The organism is Sphingosinicella sp., assembly GCF_013911755.1.
GTDB lineage: Bacteria > Pseudomonadota > Alphaproteobacteria > Sphingomonadales > Sphingomonadaceae > Sphingosinicella.
Map to the genome: position 1 here is coordinate 23,271 of NZ_JACESP010000005.1, position 24,697 is coordinate 47,967.

Sequence of the window (24,697 nt, forward strand, 5' to 3'; positions counted from 1 at the left end):
TTCCTGAATCTTATACGTAGGTGAGGCCGACCCATTCGGCCAGCAGTGCGGGCTTGTCCTCGCCCTCGATCTCAACAACCACCTCGTAGGTGGATTGCAAAACACCCGGATTTCGTTCCGTCACGTCGAGCAGCTTCATGCGCCCGCGAACGCGCTTGCCCGAACGCACGGGGGCGAGGAAGCGCAGCTTGTTCATGCCGTAGTTCACGCCCATCTTCGCGCCTTCAAGCTTCGGGAACAGCTCGTAAGCCATGGCCGAAAGCAACGACAGCGTAAGGAATCCGTGGGCGATGGTGCCGCCGAAGGGTGTTTCCGCAGCGCGCTGGGAATCGACATGGATGAACTGAAAGTCCTCAGTGCATTCTGCGAACGTATCGATCCGTTTCTGATCGACTTCGAACCAGCGCGAAACACCGAGTTCCGTGCCGATCATGGCCCTGTAGTCCTGCACCGAAACCGTCATCCACACCTCCCTTTTTCGCGCCCGGCTTAGGATGCCGTGGCCACCATGCCTAGATAGGCAAAACGTGAGTATTCTTGACCTCTTCAAGCACCGCATAGGTCCGCGTTTCCCGCACCCCAGGCAGATCGACGAGCGTATCGCCGAGGAAGGCGCGGTAGGCCGCCATGTCCTTCACGCGCGCCTTGATGAGGTAATCGAACCCGCCCGCCACCATGTGGCATTCGAGCACGGCGGGCATCCGCCGGACGGCGGCAGCGAAATCGTCGAAAACGTCCGATGTCGTGCGGTCGAGCAGCACCTCGACGAAAATCAGCAGCGCGCAATCAAGCAGCACGGGATCAAGCACCGCGACCGTGCCGACGATGTAGCCCTTCTCGCGCAGCCGCCGCACGCGCTCGTGGCAGGCTGCGGGCGACAGGTTGCAGCGTTCGGCGAGCGCCTGGTTGGTGATGCGCCCGTCTTCCTGCAGCGTGCGCAGGATAGCGCGATCCACGGCATCGATCATCAATACGAACCTTCTTCGGTGAAATGAGAATTCATCGGATATAATTCCGACATATCACCAAAATTGCAAAGCACATTTTCCGCATTCGCTGGCATGATCGAAGGATCATCAGCGAAAGATCCGTCATGCCCATCGCCGACATCCTTGCCGATATGCAGCGCCTGCACCGCGCGCCCGAGCCCGACGTGATCCTGCCGCTGTGCGAGGCTGCGCGCGTCGATGCAGCGGCAAGGGGCCGGATCACCGCGCGCGCCGCGGGCCTCCTCGACGAACTCCGCGCCGCGCAGTCGAGCGGCTGGGTCAACCGCTTCCTTCAGGAATACCGCCTCAACACCGACGAGGGCATCGCCCTCCTCGCGCTCGCCGAAGCGTTCCTGCGCGTGCCGGATGCCGAAACCGCCGACCTCCTCATTCGCGACAAGCTCGGCACCGCCGACTGGTCGGCGCACGCGGGCAAATCCGATTCCACGCTCGTCAACGGCGCGACATGGGGCCTCGTCGTCACCCGCTCGCTCGTCGGCGAGAGCGGATCGACGCTGAAGCGCCTGATCGGCCGCGTCGGCGAGCCTGTGGTCCGCACTGCCGTCGGCACCGCGATGCGCCTGATGGGGCAGGTGTTCGTGATGGGCCGCACGATCGAGGAGGCGCTGGAACGCGCGAACGACAAGGATCACACCGGCTTCGTCGCCAGCTTCGACATGCTCGGCGAGGCGGCGCGCACGCGGGCCGACGCAGAGCGCTACTTCCGCTCCTACGCGGATGCGATCGACGCCATCGGCAAGGGCAGCAAGGGCCGCGACCACAGCATTTCGGTAAAGCTCTCCGCGCTCCACCCGCGCTATGAAACCGCGCACGCCGACACCTGCGTTCCCGAACTCTCCGCCATGCTCGTCGAACTCGCAGAACGCGCCGCCAAGGCGGACATCGGCCTCACCGTCGACGCCGAGGAATCGGAGCGGCTCGTCATGTCGCTCGACATCATCGCCGCCGCTGCCCGCGCGCCGTCGCTTTCCGGCTGGGACAAGCTCGGCATGGCCGTGCAGGCCTATTCGAAGCGTTGCCGCGCGGTCATCGCCTGGGCGGACGCGATCGGCGGCGAGACGAACCGCAAGATCGCCGTGCGCCTCGTGAAGGGCGCGTACTGGGACAGCGAGATCAAGCGCACGCAGGAGGCCGGGCTCTCCGACTATCCGCTCTTCACGCGCAAGGCCGCGACCGACGTCTCCTACCTCGCCTGCGCGCGCGACATGCTCGCTGCGAAGAACATCTACGCTGCGTTTGCCAGCCACAACGCCCTCACCGTCGCGACCCTGCTCGAATGGGCGGGCGACCGCCGCGACTTCGAATTTCAGCGCCTGCACGGCATGGGCGAAGGCCTTCATGATCGGCTGGTGCGCGAAGGCGGCTACAACTGCCGTATCTACGCGCCCGTTGGCGGCCACCGCGACCTCCTCGCCTATCTCGTGCGCCGCCTGCTCGAAAACGGCGCCAACTCCAGCTTCGTGCATCAGCTCGCCGACCCGAACGTCACCGAGGAAGAACTGCTCGCCGATCCGGTCGAGAAGATCGCGTCGGTGCAGGGCACGCGCCACCCCTCCATCCCCCTCCCCGCCGACCTGTTCGGTGCCGTGCGCGGCAACAGCGAAGGCCTTGATCTGCAGGACGCCATGACCCTCGAAGACACCGCATCCGCCATCGCCGCACGCGCCGACATCGGCGCCCCGCCCGCCGATTCGACCGTCTCGGAGGTGCACGCCGCCATCGCCGCCGCCGACGCCGCATTCGAAGGATGGTCGCGCACCCCCGTCGAAACCCGCGCCGCCGCGCTCGATCGCCTCGCCGATCTGCTGGAGGAACACCGTATCGAACTGATGGCGCTTGCCGTCCACGAGGCAGGCAAGACCCTCGGCGACGCGATCGGCGAAGTCCGCGAAGCCGCCGACTTCTGCCGCTACTACGCCAATCAGGCGCGCGCAGAGTTCGCGCCCATCGAACTGCCCGGCCCCACGGGCGAGAGCAACACGATGCGCCTCGAAGGCCGCGGCGTCTTCGCCTGCATCGCGCCGTGGAACTTCCCGCTCGCGATCTTCCTCGGGCAGGTCACGGCAGCGCTCGTCGCCGGGAACAGCGTCGTCGCCAAGCCCGCGCCACAGACGCCGCGCATCGCCCTGCGCGCCGTCGCGCTCGCCCACGAAGCCGGCATACCGAAGGACGTACTGAAGCTCGTCGTCGGCGCCGCCGAGCCCGGAAATGCGCTCACCGCCGATCCGCGCGTGATGGGCGTCGCCTTCACCGGATCGACCGGCACGGCCAAGGCCATCGCGCGCAGCCTCGTGGCGGACGACGCACGCCCGATCGTGCCGCTCATAGCCGAAACCGGCGGTCTCAACGCGATGATCGTCGATTCGACCGCGCTTCCCGAGCAGGTGATCGCTGACGTCGTGACGTCAGCCTTCCGTTCGGCGGGCCAGCGCTGCTCGGCGCTGCGCTTGCTCATCGTGCAGGAAGATGTGCTCGATCGCACGCTCGAGATGCTGAAGGGCGCGATGGACACGCTCGTCGTCGGCGACCCCGCCGATCCGCGCACCGATGTCGGCCCGGTGATCGATGACGCGGCTTACCGGAAGCTCGAAGATTACCGCCTGTCGGTGGCGGACCGCTGGCTGCACGCGGTCGCGGTGCCCGAAGGCCGCTTCGTCGCGCCGACCGTCATCCGCCTCGACCGTATCGAGGATCTGACGAAGGAATGGTTCGGCCCGATCCTGCACGTCACCACGTGGAAGACCGGCACGCTCGACGAGACGATCGCGCGCATCAACCGCAGCGGCTACGGCCTCACCATGGGGCTCCACAGCCGCATCGCCAGCCGCTGCGACCGCACGGTGGCGGCAGCGCGCGTCGGCAATCTCTACGTCAACCGCTCGATGATCGGCGCGATCGTCGGCTCGCAGCCGTTCGGCGGCGAAGGCCTCTCGGGCACCGGGCCGAAAGCAGGCGGGCCGCACTATCTGCCGCGTTTCGCGGTGGAGCGCACGATCAGCATCGACACGACCTCGGCAGGCGGCAACGCCAGCCTGCTTTCGATCGAGGATGTGACGCTTTAGATCATCGTGCGGAAAAGTGGGAACCGGTTTTTCCCACGATGCTCTAGGGTACGGGCTGAAACTCGCGTGGAATCGAAAGCGGATCGACCACCTTGCCGTCGAGCCCGCCGAGGAAGCCCATCTGCGTCGGATAGGCGAAGTCCACAGCCAGTTCATTGAAGCGGCGCACGACGCCGAGCATGAATGCCTGCCGGGCGCTCATCATTTCCTGCATGCCCGCCGCGGCGACGTTGAAGACGATCTCCATGTCGATGGAGCTTGCGCCGAAATTCCAGAAGTGCGCGCGGTCGAACTCGATAAGCGGAACCTGCTCCGCGATCTTCCGGATTTCCTCCGGCAGCGTTTCCATGACATCGGGCGGTGTCTGATAGATGATGCCGATCTGCATGACGACGCGGCGCTGGTGGATCACCGCGTAGTTGTGGATACGGTTTTCAAGCAGCTTGGCGTTCGAAACCGAGACCAGTTCGCCCGCAAGCGAGCGGATCCGCGTCGTCTTGAGGCCGATCGCCTCCACAGTGCCGGTCAGCGTATCGACCGTGATGACGTCGCCGCGCACAAACGGCTTGTCGAACAGGATCGAAAGCGCCGCAAAAAGGTCTGAGAAGATACCCTGCGCGGCAAGGCCGATGGCGATGCCGCCGATGCCGAGACCCGCGACGAGCGCAGTGACGTTGACGCCGAGGTTGTCGAGGATGACGATCCCCGCAATCGCGAAGATCGCCACGTTGAGCAGGATGCGGATAACGCCCATCGCCGATACGAGCGTCGAATTGTGGGGGTCCTCCCCCTCAGCCCGCCGCGCGATTACCGCCAGCGCGAACTCGCGCAGCCAGATGGCGCCCTGAAAAACCGCCGCGAACGTGAAGAGAAACCTTACCGCCGGAAGAATGCTTGCGAGCCCGGGGACACTCGCCGCGACGGAATGCACGGCGACGGCCGCGAGAAAGAAACTGTTCGTGCGCCGGAGCACCCGCCCGAAAATCGCCCGCCAGCTGTTGGGCTGAAACGCCGTGGGCGAACCGACCACGCGCCAGGCGATGGCGCGGACGCCGACCAGCAGCAGGTAGATACCAACCGCGACAGCGCCGTAGATGAGGAGCGCGGTGCCGTTGGTGGTGATCCACGAGGACGCCTCGCGGAACGTCTCGACGTCGGAGGCGGGAATTATCGAATTGTTTCGCATCTGCTTTCCAACGCCGTCGGCCGCTTGGGGTTCAATGGGATTGTAAAGGCGTCAACGCGGCGTTGGAACCACCCTCTCCCACGCATCAGGCTTTTGCCGGCGCCGGAGACCCCATACCGCCTGCGCGCACGCGCGGGCCGAACTTTTCCTCGTCCCTGATCGCAAGGCGTTCGCGGCGGGCAATGTGCGTCGCCGCGATCGTAATGGCGAGAAGATCGTAAAACGGCGGCTGGAACGCGATGCCCACGAACATCGAACCACTCATGTAGACGAGTATGGAAACCAACATCATCGTACCGAGATCGCGAAACCAGATATCGCGGTCGGGATCGCCCGTACTGATCTTTCGAAGCTTCCACGCCGCCTGGAGGGTGAGAGCAACGATGGCGAGATATATTGCAAGCCCCGGATAGCCGAGCTCGCCCAGAACCTCGAAATAGCTGTTGTGGAAAGCACGCGAATTGTCCTGAACGGTAACGGTCCGTACGGCTTGGTTATCTGCATCGCCTTCGCGGCGCTGCATATCGATATCCAGCCGGTTGATCCGGTAAACGCCAAACCCGCCCCCGAGCGGATGCTCCGCAACATAGTCCAGCGTCCAGCCCCATACGGCGAGGCGCGTCGAGGCCGACGCATCCTCGTCGAAGCTCTTGATCGTCGCCATGCGATCCGTGAACGAGGTCGGCAGCAGCGGTATCGCGACCACCGCCACAGCCGCGATCAATGCTGCAAAAACCAGTTTACGCTTGCTGATCCACCAGAGCAGGATGATGAGCACTGCGCCCGCGACCAGGCCCGTCCGCGCTTCGGCGCCTATGGTCACAAGCAACATCGAGAAGATTATGCCTGCCGTCGCGAGAAACGTCAGATTGTTGCGCTTTATGATCGTGTTACGGCGATAGAGCCAGAGTGTGATCGGGATCAACGACAGTGCCACCGTCGCAAGCGTGCTGCCCTCGTAAAGGCCCGTATTGCTCACCACGAGGAACGATACGTTCCCGTAACCACCGCCGCCCAGCAAGGTCTTGATGCCGCCCGATATGGTGATCGCGGCCGTGCTCAGAACCATTACGAACGCAGCGGCTTCCACGCGCCGGCGCGTTGTCAGCACCCACGGCAAGAAGACGGAGAACAGCAACCCCTTCCAAACCCAGTCCCACTTTTCTGCGGCATGATCCGTAACCACGGCCCATCCAAACGTGGAAACGGTCGCATACAGAACGAGCAGGACGACCAGAACCTGCGCTGTACCGATGCGAATACGCTGTTTTTCATCCCGCAGGATGTAAAAGGCGAATGCGCCGATCGCCATGAAGAGCGCAATCGATGCGCCGCTGAGGAACGAGTAGGTCAACTTCTGGGGTTGCAGGAAATCAACCCAGATATAGCCGAGCGCCATGAAATAAGGCCGCCGGAACGAAGCGGCGACAAAGGCAAGAATCAAGCCGAGGAGAACAATATCGCGCATCAGGCTTCCGGCGTTTTGTCGACTTCAGCCGATTGCCGGCGGTTTTTGGGTCCAAACGCTTTGGACCGCATGTTGTCGCCCTCGTCCGGAAGCGTGAAGCAGCGCCACAGCACGACGATCATCATCAGCTGCGACACCAGCAATGCGAAATTGTCTACCATCCGGGCCTTGTCCCTAGCGTGCGTGGCTTGCCGCCGCCGTCATCGCGCTGTTAACCGCCCCCGCTTAACATCTCGTGCATCGAAGGGCAAAGCCGTCACCGTATGGAAAGCCCCTGCCGAATGTTTGCGCCCCGGCCTTGCGAAAGCCGGGCGCATTGGCAATAGGACGCGGACGTGAAAAGGGAAACGGAGCACGCATGACCAGGCGAGTGCACATGATCGCGGCGGCGCGCCCGAACTTCATGAAGGTGGCGCCGCTCTGGCACGCGCTTGCCGCTCACGATGATTTCGAGCCCGTTCTGATCCACACGGGGCAGCATTATGACGCGAACATGTCGGACGACATCTTCGCCGATCTCGATCTCCCCGCTCCCGATCACCACCTCGGCGTCGGCTCCGGCAGCCATGCCGAGCAGACCGGCAAGGTGATGATCGCCTACGAGAAGATCGCAATGGACGAACGGCCGGACTGGCTCGTCGTCGTCGGCGACGTCAACTCGACCGCGGCGTGCGCGATGGTCGGCGCCAAGCTCCACATTCCGGTCGTTCACCTCGAGGCGGGACTGCGTTCGGGCGACCGCGCCATGCCCGAAGAGATCAACCGACTGGTGACGGACGCGATCTCCGACGTGCTGTGGACGCCCTCACCCGACGGCGACGCGCATCTTCGCGCGGAAGGTATCCCTGAAAGCCGGGTTACCCGCGTCGGCAACATCATGATGGACAGTTTCGAGCGTATCCGGTCCAAGCTCGATGCCGAAAACGCCCCCGCCCGCTTCGGCCTCACGCCCGGCAATTACGGCATCGTCACGCTGCACCGCCCGTCGAACGTCGATGAAGAGCCGCAGCTCAAGGCGCTCGTCGATGCGCTGGTCGAAGCGTCGCAGCGCCTGCCGCTGATGTTCCCGATGCACCCCCGCACGAAGAGCCGCGTCGAAGCGTTCGGCCTGGCGGAGACGCTCGCCAAGGGCAACATCACGCTCGCCGAGCCGCAGTCCTACAAGCCGTTCATGAGTCTCTTGAAAGACGCGCGCATCGCGATCACCGACAGCGGCGGCCTGCAGGAGGAAACCACCTACCTCGGCATCCCCTGCCTCACGCTCCGCGACAACACCGAGCGGCCGGTCACCGTCACTGAGGGCACCAATCGGCTCGTGAAGGCCGATGCGCTCGTCGGCGCGCTCGATGCAGCGCTCGCCGCCGCGCCCGGCACGGCGAAACGCCCGGAATTCTGGGACGGCCGCACGGCAGAGCGCTGCGTCGCCGATCTGGTGCGGCGCGGACGCTGATGGCGATCAAGCCGCTTCACATCCTCGATCACTCGCTGCCGCTCCACAGCGGCTACACGTTCCGTTCGCGCGCCCTCATTGAAGGCCAGCGCCGCCTCGGCTGGCAGCCGCTGATGCTGACGACGCCGCGGCACTATGCCGAAGGGCCGGACCCGGAGGTCATCGACGGCCTCACCTTTCACCGTTCCCGGCGTTCGGGACTGCCCGTCATCGGCGAGATCGCTGCGACGTCGAAGCGGCTCGATGCGCTGATCGAGGCCGAGAAGCCCGATCTGCTGCACGCGCATTCGCCGGTGCTCACCTTCGCCGCGGCGTGGGGTGCCTCCCGCCGCCACAACCTGCCGCTCGTCTACGAAATCCGCGCCTTCTGGGAAGACGCCGCAGTCGGCAACGGCACCGGGCGCGAGGGCGACCTCAAATTCCGGCTCACCCACGCCGCCGAAAGCTGGGCCTGCCGCCAGGCCGATGCCGTCGGCGCGATCTGCAAGGGCCTCCTTGGCGACCTCCGCGCACGCGGCATCGACGAAGCGAAGCTGTTCGAGATCCCGAACGCGGTCGATCTCGCGCAGTTCGGCGATCCATTGCCGCGCGACACCGCGCTCGCGGCTGAGCTTGGCCTTGAAGACGCGGAGGTCATCGGCTTCCTCGGCTCCTTCTACGACTACGAAGGCCTCGACATCCTCATCGCGGCAATGCCCCGGCTCGTCGCGGCACGGCCGAAGGCGCATCTTCTGCTCGTCGGCGGCGGGCCGATGGAGGCCTCGCTGCGGGCGGCGGCGGCGACATCGTCCGCAAGCGACCGCATCCGCTTCGTCGGCCGCGTGCCGCACAGCGAGGTCGATCGCTATTACAGCCTCGTCGATGTCCTCGCCTATCCGCGCAAGGCGATGCGCCTCACCGAACTGGTGACGCCGCTCAAGCCGCTCGAAGCGATGGCGCAGGAAAAGCTCGTCGCCGCTTCAAACGTCGGCGGACACCGCGAACTTATCGAGGACGGCGTCACCGGCACGCTCTTCGCGGCCGACGATCCCGATGCCACCGCCGATGCCCTGATCAGCCTCCTCGCCGATCGCAGCGCGTGGCCCGCGCGGCGGGCGCACGCGAAGGCGTGGGTCTCCGCCGAGCGCAACTGGGATCGCAGCGTCGCGGCCTACGTGCCGGTTTACGAACGCCTGCTCAGTCGCGCACGGTAAGCGCTTCGAAATGCAGGCGCCGCGCCTGCATCGTCCCGTGCCGCAGACTGTCCTCGCCAATGATCACGAGATCGGCGAGGAGTTCGCCGGGAAGGTCGATCTCCTCCCCCAGCAGCGTGCCGCACACGCGCAGCGCCGCGCGGTCGACGCTCGCCGCCTCGCCGTCGATGCGCAGCGTGAAGGCATGGCGCTGTCCCTCGAAGGTGGCGCTCGCCCAGGGCACCGCATCATAGGTTTCAACGGCGCCGTGAAGCGCATCCGTGCAAGCCTTCAGGCGGCCCCTCACCGTTCGCATCAGGGGGCAGGGCATCAGGCGCCGAGCCCCCGAATATAGGCCTCGATGCGCGCCATCGTGCGCGGGCGCGGCTCGCGCCCACGCCGCAGGTCGAACACCAGCCGAGGGTCACCGAGAGCATTCCGCCCGAAGCGGGTCGGCGTCAGACGTGTGCGTTTCAGGCAACGTTCGATTTGAAACAACAACGACATTGTTTTTCTCCCCTTTTCTGTAGGTAAAAAACAACTATGAAGCGATTTCCTACAAGTCTAGGATAAAAACGATCATTATTTGCCCGAGGGAGGCACACCCTGAACGCAGCCGTGGTTCGCCGGACACTCGACACGCTCATTCGCGCGCGTGGAGAGGATTACGCGTCTGTGTCGCGCCTCATCGGCCGTAACCCGACCTATATTCAGCAGTTCATCCGGCGCGGCGTGCCCCGCAAGCTCGACGAGGATGACCGGCGCACGCTCGCGCGCCATTTCGATGTGCCCGAACACGTCTTGGGCGGCCCTGAGTCCCGCGTCGGTCAGGCGGTCATCTCCCGTGCCGCCGAGGGCGCGGCGGCGGACGACTATCTGCTCATCCCCTGTCTGGATGCCGCCGGAGATGCGCCAGAGGCCGCGCTCGCCTTTCAGACACGCTGGCTCACCGGGCTGTGCAGCGGCGATCCGCAAGCGCTCACGGTCTTGCGCATCGCGGGCGATGCGATGCACCCCACGCTTTCGCACGGCGATCCGGTGCTCATCGACATGGCTGACGGTGCCGAAACCCTGCGCGACGGCATTTACGCGCTGCGCAGCGGCGGAAGCGTGGTCGTGAAGCGGTTGACGCGAAACCCTGCGTCAGGCGGCATCGCCATCAAGAGCGACAACCCCGGCTGGCCCGACTGGGAGGATTGCCCGGCGGAGAGCCTGGACATCGTCGGCCGTGTGATCTGGGTGGGCCGCGAACTGCGCTGAAATTCAGCGCTTTCGCCTGAACACCGTCCATAGAACGGCAAGCAGAATTCCGGCACCCATGCCGATGACGGCGCCGAGCATGGCCTGATGCCACGCAATACCGAATCCCGTGCCTGCAAAGAGCCCGAGCGCGATGAACAGTCCTGCGGGAGAGCTTTGGTTTTGCCCCGGCCGTTCAGCCTGCATTTCTCATTCCTTCGATACCTTCAGGTCGATTTCTGCACCAACTGTCCCGTCCTGAAACAGGCCGCACATGCCATGCAGACAGTGAAACAATAAAGCCCTTTGAATTCAGGCGATTGGCTTCTGGCATCGGCCTTGCTGGAGACGGTGCAGGAACAGGATAGGCGGGGGTAATCTCCAATGCAATTGCTTGCCATACATGATCGCGGTTCGCTCGAGGATGCCTCGAGCCTGATCGCCAAGTTCGGGGATGACGCTGTCGTCGAAGCCGCGACCATCGCCGATCGCTACCGCGACTCCGGCAATCTCAACCTTTTCTGCCGCTGGCGGCAGGTCGAGCGCGCCATCATGCTGCTCCAGCTGGAGGACGTCGTCGGCGAAGTGCACTGATCCGTCGATGAGCCGATAGGCCGAGGCGGAAACCCGGCAAAATTCCCCTACCGGCGCGGGGCCGGCTTCGGCTAGACCCGTGTAATGTATCGAGCGCTGATCGGCACCAGTATCGCGGCTATTGCGCTCTTCCTGTCGTCACCGGCGGCGGCCCAGCAGCCTGCGACCCCCGCATCGGGCGAAAAGCCAGCCCCTGATGCCGCTGATCCTGCGGACGCGAACGACCAGAGAACCAACCCCCGCGCCCCGCTCCCCGAGCTTCCCGAGATCGAGGACGAATGGAAAGACCTCTTCGCCGAAGAGGCCGCCGACGCCGACGTCGCGCTGGAGACGCAGGAAGCGCCCGTCGATCTTCGCTATGATTTCGATCTGGGGCCGATCGGCCACCTCAAGGTCGCCGACGCGTTCAAGTCGCTTTCGGCGCTCTATGCCGGGCGCAGCAAGACCGTACCGTCGCTCGCCGAGCTTCAGCGCCGCGCGCGCACCGATACCGAACTGCTGACGCGCCTGCTCCGCGCAGAGGGCTATTACGATCCCGAAATCGCGATCGAGGTCGATCCCGCCGCCCGCAACGGCCGCGTTAAGGTCACTGCCGCGGTCGACACGGGGCCGCGCTACGCGCTCGGCGATATCCAGGTCAATGTGGACGACGAGGCGGAACGCGCGCTCGTCGAGCAGAAGCTCGACCTCAAGGAAAAGCAGCCGCTCGTCGCCAACGACGTGAACGCGGCGCTGGACCGGCTTCGCCTCGGCCTCGGCGAAAGCGGCTTTCCGTTCGCGGACGTTGAAAATCCGGACATCGTCGTCGATCACGATACGCGCACGGCGACCTATGCGCTGAATGTGAAGCTCGGCGACAGTTCCCGCTTCGGCCAGATTCGCGTCGATGGCGACCCGCTGTTCAGCGCCAAGCACATCGGCCGTCTCGCCCGCTTCAAGCCGGGCGACCCTTACGACACGCGCGAGATCGAAGACCTTCGCCGCGCGCTGATCGCCACCGGTCTCGTCAGCACGGTCAGCATCACCCCGGAACGCCAGGAACCGCAGGCCGACGGCACGGTGCCCGTGAATGTCGTCGTCGCGCTCACCCCTGCCCCGCAGCGCACGCTGGCCGGGCAGGTCGGCTACAGCACCACCGACGGCTTCCGCGTCGAGGCGAGCTGGCAGCACCGGAACCTCATCCGCCCGCAGGGGCAGGTCACGTTCCGCGGCGTGCTCGGCACGCAGGAGCAGCGCCTGTCCGCCGATCTCCGCCGCTCGAACTGGAAGCAGCGCGACCGCACGCTTGCCGCGCGCGTCGAGGCGAGCGTCGAGGATCGCGAGGCCTATTATGCGCGCACGCTCAGCCTCGGCGCCTTCATCGAGCGCGAGACCAACCTCATCTGGCAGAAGGCGTGGACCTACCGGTTCGGCGCCGAGCTGCTGGCTTCGGAAGAGCGTGACCGCAGCCTGCGCATCGCGCCGGGCTTCGCGCCGCTGCGAACCTTCATCATCGCCGCCGCGCCGGTGCAGATCGCCTACGACGGCACCGATGATCTGCTCGATCCCAAGCGCGGCTTCCGCCTCACGGGCTGGGCGAGCCCGGAAGGCTCGTTCCAGGACGGGTTCTTCGGCTACACGCGCGCGCAGGTGGATGGCTCGGCCTACCTGCCGATGATGGAAGACAAGCTCGTCCTTGCCGGACGCGCGCGCCTCGGCACGATCTTCGGCGCCACGCGCTCGCGCATCGCGCCGTCGCGGCGTTTCTACGCGGGCGGCGGCGGCTCGGTGCGCGGCTACGGCTATCAGGATGTCGGCCCGCAGGACGCGGACGGAGATCCGCTCGGCGGCCGCAGCCTGATGGAGTTCAGCCTCGAGGCGCGCTACCGCTTCGGCAACTTCGGCATCGTGCCCTTCGTCGACGCGGGCCAGATCGACACCCGCTCCTACCCGCGCTTCCGCGACCTGCAGTTCGGTGCCGGCATTGGCGCGCGCTACTACACGAACTTCGGCCCCGTCCGCATCGACGTCGCCACCCCGCTCAACCGTCAGAAGGGCGACTCCCGCGTCGCCGTCTACGTCTCCATCGGGCAGGCGTTCTGATGGAGCGCGACGGCATCATCGAGGAGATCGAGGACGAGGTGCTGAGCCGCCCGTTCTGGACCTATGCGATGCGCGGTTTCCTCTGGCTCTCCGCGATCGCCGTTGGCCTTGCGCTGCTCATCGCCGCCGCGCTTACCGTGCTCGATACGGACAAAGGCCGGGCCTGGCTCGTCGCGCGCGTCATGGGCCTTACGCCCGAATCGGGGCTGCGTATCAACATCGACCGGATCGACGGCTCGCTCTACGGCGCCGCCGTCGTCCACGGCCTCACCCTGTCGGACCCGCAGGGCCGCTTCCTCGAAGCCCCGCGTGTCGAGCTCGACTGGCGCCCGCAGGCGGTGTTCAGCCGCCGGCTCCATATCGTGAAGCTCGTCGTGCCCGAGGCGCGGCTGCTCAAGGTCCCCAAGCTGATCCCGAGCGAGGAGGAAAAGCCGATCCTCCCGAACTACGACATCTATGTCGGACGTTTCGAGATCGGCAACCTGACGCTCGAACCACCCGTTCTCGGCAAGCGCCACCAGATCTCCGCGGACGGCGGCGCCGACATCGCGAGCGGCCGCCTGCTCGCCGCGCTGCGCGCCTCCTCACGCACTGGCGGCGACGCGCTCGTCGCCCGCGTCGATGCCCGACCCGACGACAAGGTGTTCGATATCGAAGGCCGCCTCGTGGCGCCCGCAGGCGGGGTCGTCGGCGGCATTCTCGGCCTCGATCAGCCGCTCGTCGCCACGATCGAAGGCGAAGGCAGCTGGCAGAAGTGGCGCGGCACGGCCGTCGGCAAGCTCGGCGACGCCCCGCTCATGGACCTCGCGCTCAGCGCCGACGACGGCCGCTTCGCGCTCAAGGGCACCGCCTCCCCCGGCCTTGCCGTCGGCGGTCTCGTCCGCAAGTTCGGCTCGCCGTCGATCGAGGTGGACGCCGCCGCGACGATTGCCGAGCGCGTCATCGAAGGCCGCGCCTCGATCGTCTCCCCATCGGTGGGCATCGAACTCGACGGCACGGTGGACCTCGCCGAATCCCGCTTCCGCACCGTCTCGGTCGGCGCCTCGGTACGCCAGCCGAAGGCGCTCATCTCGACGATGACGGCGGACGACATGCGCCTCGCCATGACGCTCGATGGCCCCTTCTCGCGCCCCCTCGTCGATTATCGCCTGTCCGCCAACTGGCTCGCCATCGGCACCACGCGCCTCGACCGTGTCGAGGTGACGGGCAAGGGCGAACTCCCGAAGGACAAGCTCGCCGTTCCCGTCGAGGCGCGCGCGCTTCGCGTCACCGGGCTCGGCGAACTCGTCGAGGCCCTCGCCACCAACCCGCGCATCACCGGCGTCATCGCGCTCGAAGGCCCCAACATCGTCGGCAAGGGCCTCAAGGTTTCGAGCGACCGCGTCACAGCGCTCGCCGATCTCCGCATCGAAACGCGCACGGGCCGCTACAGCGTCAAAGCTGACGGCAACCTGCCACGCTATGTCATCCCCGGTCTCGGCAGGGCCGACATGAAGGCGAATCTGCTCTTCGAACCCGACACGCGCGCCGGCAATCGCCTGCGGATCAGCGGCAAGGCCAACGCCGCGATGACGCGTCTCGACAACGGCCTGCTCAGCTTCCTCTTCCAGGGCAATCCACGCGTCGTCGCCAACATTGTCCGCACGCCCGACGGTCTCGTCACCTTCACGAACGCTGTGCTCACCTCGCCCGACATGCGCGTCACCGGGCGCGGCACCTATGCGATGGACCAGCGCATCCGCTTCACCGGCAATGCCGTTTCGGAGCGCTACGGCCCGATGGACGTGGAACTCGGTGGCCTCGTGACGCGCCCCGAAGCGCGCATACGTGTCAAAAGCTACGCGGCGGGCATCGAGCTTCGCGACATTCGCGCCACCTTCACGCCGCAGGGCGAGAATTATGTCTTCACCGCGCTTGCCGACACGGTGGCAGGCCCGGCGCGCGCGCGGGGCCGCATCCTCACCGGCGCGCCGCAGACCGTCTACGACATCGAAGCCGCCGAGATCGCGGGGCTGACAGCATCGGGCCCGCTCCGCGCGGTGGAAGGCGCACCGGCAGTCTCGGGCGTGCTCGACGTGCGCGGCACCGGCATCTCAGGGAAAATCCGCCTGTCGCCCGAAGACGGCGTGCAGCGCATCGACGCCAATCTCGGTGCGCGTGCCGCGCGGCTCGATTTCGGCGGCGGCACCACCATCCGGCGCGGCTGGGTAGACGGCAGCATCGTGCTCCGGGAGGCCGGCGCCGAAATCTCCGGCCGCTTCGATATCGAAGGCCTGAAGCAGTCGGCGCTGCTCCTGAAGACGCTGAAGGGCACGCTTGAAATGCAGGCGGGCGAAGGCACCGCCGCGCTCATCGCCACCGGCGAGCGCGGCGCGCCCTTCACGTTCGATCTTGCGGCGAGCTTCGATCCCGAAAGCGTCATCATCACCAGCCAGGGCACGATCGCCCGGCAGAAATTCGCGCTTGCGGCGCCCGCACGCCTCGAACGCGGCGAAGATGGCTGGCAGCTTGCGCCCGTGGTGCTCAACCTGCCGTCGGGTTCCGCGCGGATCAGCGGCACGTTCGGCGACACGATCGCTCTCACCACCGATCTCAATGCCGCCGGGCTCGGCCTGCTTCAGCTCGCGCTGCCGGGCATGAACTTCACCGGCACTGCGAGCGGCCGCATCGACATGATCTTCCCCTCCGGCGGCCTCCCGCGCGGCACGGCGAAGCTGCGCGTCACCGATTTCACGCGCGCGAGCGAGGCCTTCTCGAAGCCCGTCGATCTTGCCGTCGTCGCGCAGCTCGAAGCGAACAAGGCGGTGATGCGCGCCGCCTTCCTCGATAATGGCCAGCGCCTCGGCATCCTGCAGGGCCGTCTGCTGTCGATCCCCGGCAGCATCGACGACCCCTGGCTCGACCGCCTGATGAAGGCGCCGATCACGGGTCAGCTCCGCTGGCGCGGCCCCGCCGAGATGCTGTGGCCCTTGACCGGCGTCGGCGCGCTCAGCGTGCGCGGCAACATCGCGGTGGCGCTGGAGATCAGCGGCGAGCTTGGCGACCCCGCCCTCACCGGCGTCGTGCGCTCGCGCGCCTCGCGCATCGAAAGCGCGATCACCGGCACCGTCGTGGACAACATCCGCCTCGACGGGCGCTTCACCGGCTCGCGCCTCGAACTCACCGGCTTTTCCGGCACCGCCGGCACCGGCAGCATCTCCGGTAGCGGCGGCATCGACCTTTCGTTCGCGCGCGGTTTCCCGATCGAGATCGCGATGATCATGAAATCGGCGTTGATCCTCAATCGCGACGACCTGCGCGCCACCGCGAGCGGCCCCTTGCGCATCAGCAACAGCCCGGAAGGCGCGATCATCTCGGGCGACGTCAAGATCGATCGCGCCCGCTTCAATATCGGGCAGACCGCGCAAACCGAGGTTCCCGCGCTCCGCGTGCGCGAGAAGAACACCGAGCTGCTGCGCGCGGAACCCCTCGTCGTCGAAGGCGCGGCAGAGCCCACCGTCTGGCAGCTCGACGTGAAGGCAAAGGGCAACAACGAGATCATGGTCCGCGGCATGGGTCTCGATTCGGAATGGTCGGCGAATCTCGACATCAAGGGCTCGGCGACCGCCCCGCGCATCAGCGGCGTCGCCGAACTCGTGCGCGGCGACTACGAATTCGCAGGCAAGACCTTCCGGCTGACACGCGGCGAGCTGCGCTTCACCGGCACCTATCCGCCCGATCCCGTGGTGGACATCGCCGCCGAGGCGCGCGTGGAGGGTCTCACCGCCACAATCACGATCCGTGGCACCGGCCAGCGTCCCGAAATTGCCTTCTCGTCGATCCCGGCGCTGCCGCAGGATGAGGTGCTCTCGCGCGTGCTCTTCGGCACCTCGATCGCGAATCTCTCCGCGCCCGAGGCGCTGCAGCTCGCCGGCGCGGTCGCCTCGCTGCAGGGCGGCGGCGGCGGTATCAACCCGATCAACGCCGTGCGCCGCGCCGTGGGCCTCGATCGTTTGCGCATCATGGAGGCGAACCAGCTCACCGGCCAGAAAACCGCCGTCGCGGCGGGCGAGTACCTGACCGACCGTGTCTACGTGGAGGTCGCCACCGACGCGCAGGGCTACACGGCCACCCAGCTGGAGATCGAACTGACCCGCGCGCTTTCGATCCTCTCGTCGGTCGCGACGCTCGGCGGCACCAGCGTCAACCTGCGCTGGTCGAAGGACTACTGACGGACGGAAAAGCAGGAAAATGGGGCGACCGACGGGGATCGAACCCGCAACCTCCGGTACCACAAACCGGCGCTCTAACCGATTGAGCTACGGTCGCCACACGCGATGAGGATGCGCACATACGGGCGCCCCGGCCCGCCGTCAAGCGAGGCACTCGCCCCTGCTGAATTTTTAGGCAAGATGCCCGGAAGTCGTGCAATCGTTGGTCGGCAGGCTGCCTGAAAATGCGCTTTGCCGCGCTGCGGTATCTGGCACGGATCATGCGTTACGCGAGGGCAATACCCCGTCCGGGGCAGATCGAATTCGTTCAAGGGGTAAAGCCAGGTGAAAAAGATCGAGGCGATCATCAAGCCTTTCAAGCTTGATGAGGTGAAGGAAGCGCTGCACGAAGTCGGCGTGTCGGGCATCACCGTTGTCGAGGCCAAGGGTTTCGGCCGCCAGAAGGGCCATACCGAACTTTACCGCGGTGCCGAGTATATCGTGGACTTCCTCCCCAAGGTGAAGCTCGAGGTCGTCGTCGACGACGCCATCGTCGAGCGCACCGTGGAAGCCATCGCGGGCGCCGCAAAAACCGGCCGCATCGGCGACGGCAAAATCTTCGTGTCGACGATCGAGTCGGCCTACCGCATCCGCACCGGCGAGCGCGACAGCGAAGCCATCTGAACAATCAATCGGGCAACAAACTCCACACCAGCAGGGTAAAAAGAGGAAAGGCGAGTAATGGCGAACAAACCAGCCGACGTTCTGAAAATGATCAAGGACCAGGAGATCGAGTGGCTCGATGTCCGCTTCACTGACATTCGGGGCAAATGGCACCACATGGCGATGTGCGCCGGCGTGGTGGATGAAGACATGCTGACCGACGGCATCATGTTCGACGGCTCCTCGATCGACGGCTGGAAGGCCATCAACGAGTCCGACATGATCCTGAAGCCTGATCTTGACGCAGTCTATGTCGATCCGTTCTCGGCGACGCCGATGCTGATCGTGTTCTGCGACGTCGTCGATCCGGCGACGGGCGAGCTCTACGGCTCCGACCCGCGTTCGGTCGCCAAGCGCGCCGAAGCGTTCCTCGGCAACAGCGGCGTCGGCGACACCGCCTACGTTGGCCCCGAGGCCGAATTCTTCGTCTTCGACGACGTGCGCTTCGAAAACGGCTACGCCGGCTCGGGTTACAAGATCGACGACATCGAGCTGCCGACCAACACGGGCCGCGAGTACGACGAGGGCAACATGGGCCACCGTCCGCGCGCCAAGGGCGGCTACTTCCCCGTCGCGCCGGTTGATCCGTGCCATGATCTGCGTTCGGAAATGGTCTCCGTGATGCTCGAAATGGGCCTGCCCATGGACAAGCACCATCACGAAGTTGCTGCAGCGCAGCACGAGCTTGGCCTCACCTTCGGCACGCTCGTCCAGACCGCCGATCGGATGCAGATCTACAAGTATGTCGTGCACAACGTCGCGCACGCCTATGGCAAAACGGCAACATTCATGCCGAAGCCGATCAAGGACGACAACGGCTCGGGAATGCACACGCACATCTCGATCTGGAAGAAGGGCAAGCCGCTGTTTTCGGGCGACGGCTACGCCGGTCTTTCGGAAACCGCGCTGTTCTTCATCGGCGGCGTCATCAAGCACGCCAAGGCGCTGAACGCGTTCACGAACCCCTCGACGAACAGCTACAAGCGTCTCGTCCCGGGCTTCGAAGCGCCGGTGCTGCTGGCCTATTCCAGCCGCAACCGTTCGGCCTCCTGCCGTATTCCCTACGGCACCGGTCCGAAGAGCCGCCGCGTCGAGTTCCGCTTCCCGGACGCCACGGCAAACCCGTACCTCTGCTACGCCGCGATCCTGATGGCCGGCCTCGACGGTATCGAGAACCGCATCCACCCCGGCCAGCCGATGGACAAGAACCTCTACGACCTTCCGCCGAAGGAGCTGAAGAAGGTTCCGACCGTGTGCGGCTCGCTGCGTGAGGCGCTCGTCAACCTCGACAAGAACCGCAAGGTCTTCACGCGCGGCGGTGTCTTCACCGACGAGATGATCGACAGCTTCATCGACCTGAAGATGCACGAAGTGCAGCGCTGGGAAATGGCGCCTTCGCCTGTCGAATTCGACATGTACTATTCGGCCTGATCGGGGGATTTGGGCCGTTCAGGGGCTCGCGCGAAAGCGCGGGCCCCTTTTCATTTTGGGCAGCATGGCCTGCAACCCGAGACTACCGAAACATCTGCCGAATGGCACGGATGATTGGCGGTATTGCGAACAGGAAACTGACATAAATCGCTATTTCGACAGCCAGTTTGGGAGCATCAACGTAGATCAGAATTAGCCCGAAACCGCCTGCGACACCCGCCAGCCAAGCCGAGATATCCGTCGCCACGACTCTTCTCCCACTGGACGTTCACTGCTACAGTTCCAAGGCGCACAAAGAAAGCCCCGGAAGTCCTGAGACTTCCGGGGCTTTCCCCGTGACGATTACATTATCGGATCAGAACGCCGCGGTCAGCGAGACCACGATGGCTGCGTCCGTGATCGTGTTGATCGACGGGTCGCCGCCCTTGATGTCGGTGTCGACGTAGGACACGCCGAGCGTCAGCTTGTCGTAGGAGACCGACGCGCCGAGCGACCAGTCGAGATAGTCGCCGTCGGTCGAGAACCCGCGGTCGACCGAAAGCGAACCGTCGGTGTAGCCGACGTGCGCGTTCAGCGAGACCGGCGTGTTCGGGATCGCGGCCGACCAGTCCGTATAGAGGTAGAAGCTGTCGTCGTTGCTGAGCGAATCCTGCTTCGGTGCGTAGGCAACGCCGACCGTGGCGCCGACCGGGCCGAGTTCCTTGCTCAGCGAGGCGGTGACTTCCACCACGTCCGTCCCGCTGGTGCCCGGATAGAGATACCAGATCGCGCCGATGTCGTAGCCGAAGCCGCCCGCTTCGCCGGCATAGCCCGCGTAAACGTCGATCTCGGTGTTGGCGCCGCCGTAGGAGCCGTAGCCCGCAAGGCTCGAGCCCCACGTGCCGACATAGAAGCCGCTGGAATGCGCGACGTCGATGCCGCCCTGGAAGGCCACTTCTTCATCGGAAAGCGAAACACCGCGCCAGCGATACTGCGAGAAAATTCCGGCGTTGCCCGAGATTTCCCAATCGCTGGGCGCTTCCGCGTCCTGCGCGAAGGCCGGAGCCGCCACTGCGAGGCTGCCGACAAGCGATGCAGCCGCAAGCACGGTCATCGAGATCGCGCGGCCGCCAATTCCCTTTTTCATCATTCCTCCACCTTCATTTCAGCTGTGATCGCTGCTCGCCCTGGGAGGGGTCGTTCCGAAGCTTATGCTTCAAGGGGGAGCGTTGACCACGCTGCGGCGATGCACAAGCGCTTTCGCCCCTTTGGTCACAAAGTTGCAACGCAGCTGATGCTTTCACGCAACAGTCTGAATCCAGACAGAAAGAAGGGCCGGCGTTACCGCCGGCCCTCTAGTCAAATCCTTGGGGAGGATTGCCATATAGGCACAATAATATTGCACTGCAGCACAGCGTGTTGCAACGCAAAAATGCATCTCCCGCAAAAAAAGGCGACGTCGTCGACGCTTAAGGCGTTTTTCACGCCTGTCACCTATGAGGCATGGGATGATGGACGTGGACGCAGGCGGCTGGACAGTGAGCGAATCCTATCGGAACGCCGCCGCGTTTCCGCCCGACATGACCGAAGCCCTCGCCGCGCGCATCGCGGACATCGCGGCAGAGGCCATCACCGGCATTGATCCGCACACCGGCCTCGCGAGCGATTTCCTCAATCAATTCAACGAAGTGTTGATGCTCCTCGAAGTCGCGGGCAGCGATCCGGCGCTCCACCGCGACCTCCATGCCTGGTGCCCGCGTGACTACGTCGAACACTTCGAAGCGAGCCAACTGCGCGATTCAGCACTTGTGATCGCAGCCTATACGCTTGCCCCCGCCTCCGTCCGCCGCCGCTTTGATCGCCTGAGCGGCGACCTCTCGGCGTTCATCCTGAACGGGCTCGCCGAGCTGCGCCCGCTGGAAGGCGAGGCCGCGCGATATGCGAGTGAGGCGTTGGCGGAGCGGATTCGCAGGCGCGTCGAATCGCTGTCCGCGATCATTCACCCCGCGGAGCGGCGTCTCGACAACGACACGATTTCGGCGCTCTTCAAGCAGGCGCGCTAAGCCCTTCACCCCTGCCTCGGCGCTCCCTATAAGGCCGCTATGAGTGATCTCTTCACGGGCGCCGCCAACCCGACCGACTACACCGCAGACCAGATCGAAGTTCTCGAAGGGCTGGAGCCCGTGCGCCGCCGCCCCGGCATGTACATCGGCGGCACGGACGAGCGCGCGCTGCATCATCTCGCCGCCGAAGTGCTCGACAACAGCATGGACGAAGCGGTCGCCGGGCACGCGAACCGCATCGAGGTCTCGCTCGCGTCGGACGGCACGCTGACGATCTCTGACAATGGCCGCGGCATCCCCATCGACGCACATCCCAAATATCCGGGCAAGTCGGCGCTCGAGGTGATTTTCACCATGCTGCACTCGGGCGGCAAGTTCTCGAGCAAGGCCTACGCCACCTCGGGCGGCCTTCACGGCGTCGGCATCTCGGTGGTGAACGCGCTCTCCGACGAGCTCGTCGTCGAGGTCGCGCGCAACCGCGAGCTTTACCGCCAGCGCTATTCGCGCGGTCACGCGGTCTCCAAACTTGAAAAGGTCGGCGCGGCCCCGAACCGGCGCGGCACCACCGTCGCCTTCCACCCCGATCCCGAGATCTTCGGCGACAAGGCGACGTTCCGCCCCGCCCGCCTCTATCGCCTTGCGCGGTCGAAGGCGTATCTCTTCCGCGGCGTCGAGATCCGCTGGTCGTGCGACCCGGAGCTTATCAGCGACGACACGCCCGCGACCGCCGTGTTCCAGTTCCCAGGCGGGCTTGCCGATCACCTTGCCGAACAGCTCGGCGACCGCGCGTGCGCGACCAATGAGTTCTTCGCAGGGCGCGCCGAATTCCCGGATTCGCAAGGATCTGCGGAGTGGGCGGTTGCGTGGCCGCTCTATGGCGAAGGCTCCGCGAGTTACTACTGCAACACGATTCCCACCCCTGCGGGCGGCACGCACGAGGCGGGCCTGCGCACGGCGCTGGTCAAGGGCATCCGCGGTTTCGCCAGCCTGATCGGCCAGAAGAAGGGCGAAGGCCTCACCGCCGAAGATGTGCTCTCGGGCGGAGAGATCATGCTCTCGGTGTTCATCCGCGAGCCGCAGTTCCAGAGCCAGACCAAGGACCGGCTGACGAGCCCGGAGGCCGCAAGGTTCGTGGAGGCTGCGGTCAAGGACCATTTCGACCACTTCCTTTCGGACAATATGGAGCGCGGCCGCGCGCTTCTCGGCTTTGCGCTCGAACGCATGGACGAGCGGCTGAAGCGCCGCGCCGAAAAGGAAATCAAGCGCAAGACGGCAACGAGCGGCCGCCGCCTGCGTCTGCCCGGCAAGCTCACCGATTGTTCGGCGGACGCGCCCGAAGGCACCGAGATTTTCATCGTCGAAGGCGATTCGGCGGGCGGCTCGGCGAAGCAGGCGCGCGATCGCAAGACGCAGGCGATCCTGCCCATTCGCGGCAAGATCCTGAATGTCGCCTCGGCGAACCGCGACAAGATCGGCGCCAATCAGGAAATCGCCGATCTCATCCAGGCGCTCGGCTGCGGCACGCGCGACCGCTTCGATCCCGATGCGCTCCGCTACGACCGCGTCGTCATCATGACCGACGCCGACGTTGACGGCGCGCACATCGCCACGCTGCTGATGACCTTCTTCTTCCAGGAGATGGCGGGCCTTGTGAAGAACGGCCACCTCTACCTCGCGCAGCCGCCGCTCTACCGCCTCGCGCAGGGCGGCAAGGTCGCCTACGCGCGCGACGACGCACACAAGGACGAGCTGCTCGCGGGCGAATTTTCCGGGCGCGGGAAGGTCGAGATCGGCCGCTTCAAGGGCCTCGGCGAGATGTCACCCATGCAGCTCCGCGAAACCACGATGGACCCGGAAAAGCGCACGCTCATCCGCGTGACGCTGCCGGACACCTACGAGGAGCGCGCACCCGTCGTCGATCTCGTCGACCGCCTGATGGGCCGCAACCCGGAGCACCGCTTCAATTTCATCCAGGAACGCGCCGCCGGCGTTTCGGAAGACGCCATCGACGTCTGAGGGACGCACCCCCTCGTCAAGCCTCGGATAGCGCCGCCACCAGATCGCGCACCTTCTTCTGCCGCCACTGCGCACTCGGCGCGATCAGCCAGTATGCCTCGTCCGAAAGCTTCGGCTCCATGACGACAGCGAGCTTCCCGGCAGCGATGTCGGCGTCGGCCAGCACCAGCGGCACGCGCGCAATCCCGTAGCCCGCGACCGCGCTGTCGATGGCGAGCCCGGCGTCGGCGACGCCGAGGCTGGCGCTGCGGTCCGTCATGTGCACGCCATGCGCCTCGAACCAGCCGCGCCAGTCGGCGGATGGGTGCTCGATCAGCGGCTGGGCGGCGACTTCCGAAACGATCTTGACGTTCGCGGCGATCTCGGGCGCCGCCACCAGCACGGTCGTGCCCGGCGCGATCAGCTTGCCGCTCAGTTCCTCCTCGGCGGGCATCGCGCCGAAGAAGATCGCGGCATCGAGATTGGCGGCGTTGAAATCGACGGGCCCTTCCGTGGGGAGGATCGTCACCTGCCGCGCGGTCGTCGATGCCTTGATGAGGCCAAGTCTGGGCGCCAGCCACTTGCCGATGAAGTCGCGCGGCGCCGCGATCGTCAGGCGTTCCTCGCCCTGCCCCGCCTGCATGATCGCCACGGCCTCTTCCAGCTTCGCGAAGCCTTCGCGGAGCGCAGGCAGGCTGCGCACCGCCTCGTCGGTAAGCTCGAGGTTCCGCGTCATGCGCCGGAACAGCACGGTGCCGAGCACGTCTTCCAGCGTGCGGATCTGCTGGCCGACGGCGGCGGGCGTCACCGCAAGCTCATCCGCCGCCTTGGTGAACGACAGATGCCGCGCCGCCGCATCGAAGACACGCAGCGCGTTGAGTGGGAGCAGGGTCCGCTTCATGGCCGCGACGATTACAGGGCGCGCGCCGGGCGATCAAACGCGAAAAATCAGGCTTAACCCGAATTTTACCATACGCGCGCTAAACGGGGCTCGTGCCTCGCGGCACACCTTACCTCCCCTAGCTGGATATCCAGCCGACTGATTTTTGAAAG

General features: G+C 65.5%; 22 protein-coding genes and 1 tRNA gene. 11 read left to right on the forward strand and 12 right to left on the reverse strand.

What is annotated here, in order from left to right:
* Positions 1–10: 10 nt before the first annotated feature.
* A complete protein-coding gene (locus H2052_RS05195; RefSeq protein WP_293778837.1) occupies positions 11–463 on the reverse strand; it encodes a MaoC family dehydratase in 453 nt (150 codons plus the stop codon).
* Positions 464–512: 49 nt separating this feature from the next.
* The gene (locus H2052_RS05200; protein ID WP_293778840.1) at positions 513–968 is read right to left on the reverse strand and encodes an Lrp/AsnC ligand binding domain-containing protein; all 456 of its coding nucleotides are present in this window, start codon (positions 966–968) and stop codon (positions 513–515) included.
* A gap of 125 nt (positions 969–1,093) precedes the next feature.
* Between H2052_RS05200 and H2052_RS05205 the strand changes: the two genes are divergently transcribed.
* On the forward strand, positions 1,094–4,072 hold the full coding sequence (locus H2052_RS05205) for an L-glutamate gamma-semialdehyde dehydrogenase (protein WP_293778843.1): 2,979 nt from the start codon (positions 1,094–1,096) through the stop codon (positions 4,070–4,072).
* Positions 4,073–4,115: 43 nt separating this feature from the next.
* On the opposite strand, the gene H2052_RS05210 is transcribed toward H2052_RS05205, so the two are convergent.
* The 3 genes from H2052_RS05210 to H2052_RS05220 form a co-directional block, all read right to left on the reverse strand.
* A complete protein-coding gene (locus tag H2052_RS05210; protein WP_293778847.1) occupies positions 4,116–5,258 on the reverse strand; it encodes a mechanosensitive ion channel domain-containing protein in 1,143 nt (380 codons plus the stop codon).
* An 85-nt stretch (positions 5,259–5,343) separates the two neighbouring features.
* Entirely contained in the window at positions 5,344–6,726 is a 1,383-nt protein-coding gene (locus H2052_RS05215; protein ID WP_293778850.1) for a putative O-glycosylation ligase, exosortase A system-associated, read from the reverse strand.
* On the reverse strand, positions 6,726–6,887 hold the full coding sequence (locus H2052_RS05220) for a hypothetical protein (RefSeq protein WP_293778852.1): 162 nt from the start codon (positions 6,885–6,887) through the stop codon (positions 6,726–6,728). Before H2052_RS05220 ends, H2052_RS05215 begins: the two co-directional genes overlap by 1 nt.
* A gap of 197 nt (positions 6,888–7,084) precedes the next feature.
* On the opposite strand from H2052_RS05220, the gene wecB reads away from it, so the two are divergent.
* Positions 7,085–8,176 carry a UDP-N-acetylglucosamine 2-epimerase (non-hydrolyzing) gene (wecB, locus tag H2052_RS05225; RefSeq protein ID WP_293778854.1) on the forward strand — a complete coding sequence of 364 codons (1,092 nt, stop codon included), beginning with the start codon at positions 7,085–7,087 and terminating at the stop codon, positions 8,174–8,176.
* A 5-nt stretch (positions 8,177–8,181) separates the two neighbouring features.
* On the forward strand, positions 8,182–9,369 hold the full coding sequence (locus H2052_RS05230; RefSeq protein WP_293779090.1) for a TIGR04063 family PEP-CTERM/XrtA system glycosyltransferase: 1,188 nt from the start codon (positions 8,182–8,184) through the stop codon (positions 9,367–9,369).
* Here the strand turns inward: H2052_RS05230 and H2052_RS05235 are convergent.
* Both H2052_RS05235 and H2052_RS05240 read right to left on the reverse strand, forming a co-directional pair.
* Positions 9,353–9,679: a hypothetical protein gene (locus H2052_RS05235; protein ID WP_293778856.1), complete on the reverse strand. Its 327-nt coding sequence runs from the start codon at positions 9,677–9,679 to the stop codon at positions 9,353–9,355. The genes H2052_RS05230 and H2052_RS05235 overlap by 17 nt on opposite strands.
* Entirely contained in the window at positions 9,679–9,855 is a 177-nt protein-coding gene (locus H2052_RS05240; protein WP_293778858.1) for a hypothetical protein, read from the reverse strand. Before H2052_RS05240 ends, H2052_RS05235 begins: the two co-directional genes overlap by 1 nt.
* Before the next feature lie 111 nt (positions 9,856–9,966).
* On the opposite strand from H2052_RS05240, the gene H2052_RS05245 reads away from it, so the two are divergent.
* The gene (locus H2052_RS05245) at positions 9,967–10,608 is read left to right on the forward strand and encodes a S24 family peptidase (protein WP_293778860.1); all 642 of its coding nucleotides are present in this window, start codon (positions 9,967–9,969) and stop codon (positions 10,606–10,608) included.
* A gap of 3 nt (positions 10,609–10,611) precedes the next feature.
* Here H2052_RS05245 and H2052_RS05250 read toward each other — a convergent pair whose 3' ends face one another.
* The gene (locus H2052_RS05250) at positions 10,612–10,794 is read right to left on the reverse strand and encodes a hypothetical protein (RefSeq protein ID WP_293778862.1); all 183 of its coding nucleotides are present in this window, start codon (positions 10,792–10,794) and stop codon (positions 10,612–10,614) included.
* 177 nt (positions 10,795–10,971) lie between these two features.
* Between H2052_RS05250 and H2052_RS05255 the strand changes: the two genes are divergently transcribed.
* From H2052_RS05255 to H2052_RS05265, 3 genes are all read left to right on the forward strand, one after another.
* Complete coding sequence (locus H2052_RS05255; RefSeq protein ID WP_121048184.1) at positions 10,972–11,181, forward strand: hypothetical protein; 210 nt, start codon at positions 10,972–10,974, stop codon at positions 11,179–11,181.
* Between the two features lie 84 nt (positions 11,182–11,265).
* Complete coding sequence (locus H2052_RS05260) at positions 11,266–13,263, forward strand: BamA/TamA family outer membrane protein (RefSeq protein ID WP_293778866.1); 1,998 nt, start codon at positions 11,266–11,268, stop codon at positions 13,261–13,263.
* The gene (locus H2052_RS05265) at positions 13,263–17,474 is read left to right on the forward strand and encodes a translocation/assembly module TamB domain-containing protein (RefSeq protein WP_293778867.1); all 4,212 of its coding nucleotides are present in this window, start codon (positions 13,263–13,265) and stop codon (positions 17,472–17,474) included. Before H2052_RS05260 ends, H2052_RS05265 begins: the two co-directional genes overlap by 1 nt.
* 20 nt (positions 17,475–17,494) lie before the next feature.
* Here the strand turns inward: H2052_RS05265 and H2052_RS05270 are convergent.
* Positions 17,495–17,571, reverse strand: a tRNA-His gene (locus tag H2052_RS05270).
* A 227-nt stretch (positions 17,572–17,798) separates the two neighbouring features.
* Between H2052_RS05270 and H2052_RS05275 the strand changes: the two genes are divergently transcribed.
* Positions 17,799–18,137 carry a P-II family nitrogen regulator gene (locus H2052_RS05275; protein WP_271256489.1) on the forward strand — a complete coding sequence of 113 codons (339 nt, stop codon included), beginning with the start codon at positions 17,799–17,801 and terminating at the stop codon, positions 18,135–18,137.
* Between the two features lie 57 nt (positions 18,138–18,194).
* Positions 18,195–19,607, forward strand: coding sequence for a type I glutamate--ammonia ligase (gene glnA, locus H2052_RS05280; RefSeq protein WP_293778870.1), 1,413 nt, complete (start codon positions 18,195–18,197; stop codon positions 19,605–19,607).
* Positions 19,608–19,689: 82 nt separating this feature from the next.
* Here the strand turns inward: glnA and H2052_RS05285 are convergent, their stop codons facing one another.
* On the reverse strand, positions 19,690–19,854 hold the full coding sequence (locus H2052_RS05285) for a hypothetical protein (protein ID WP_293778872.1): 165 nt from the start codon (positions 19,852–19,854) through the stop codon (positions 19,690–19,692).
* Between the two features lie 108 nt (positions 19,855–19,962).
* Entirely contained in the window at positions 19,963–20,733 is a 771-nt protein-coding gene (locus H2052_RS05290) for a TorF family putative porin (RefSeq protein WP_293778874.1), read from the reverse strand.
* Positions 20,734–21,094: 361 nt separating this feature from the next.
* On the opposite strand from H2052_RS05290, the gene H2052_RS05295 reads away from it, so the two are divergent.
* Together H2052_RS05295 and parE are read left to right on the forward strand one after the other, a co-directional pair.
* Positions 21,095–21,649, forward strand: coding sequence for a hypothetical protein (locus H2052_RS05295; protein WP_293778876.1), 555 nt, complete (start codon positions 21,095–21,097; stop codon positions 21,647–21,649).
* A gap of 39 nt (positions 21,650–21,688) precedes the next feature.
* Positions 21,689–23,665 (forward strand): DNA topoisomerase IV subunit B, encoded by a 1,977-nt coding sequence (gene parE / locus H2052_RS05300; RefSeq protein WP_293778878.1) that lies wholly within the window; start codon positions 21,689–21,691, stop codon positions 23,663–23,665.
* 16 nt (positions 23,666–23,681) lie between these two features.
* Here parE and H2052_RS05305 read toward each other — a convergent pair whose 3' ends face one another.
* Entirely contained in the window at positions 23,682–24,545 is an 864-nt protein-coding gene (locus H2052_RS05305; protein ID WP_293778880.1) for a LysR family transcriptional regulator, read from the reverse strand.
* Positions 24,546–24,697: the final 152 nt, after the last annotated feature.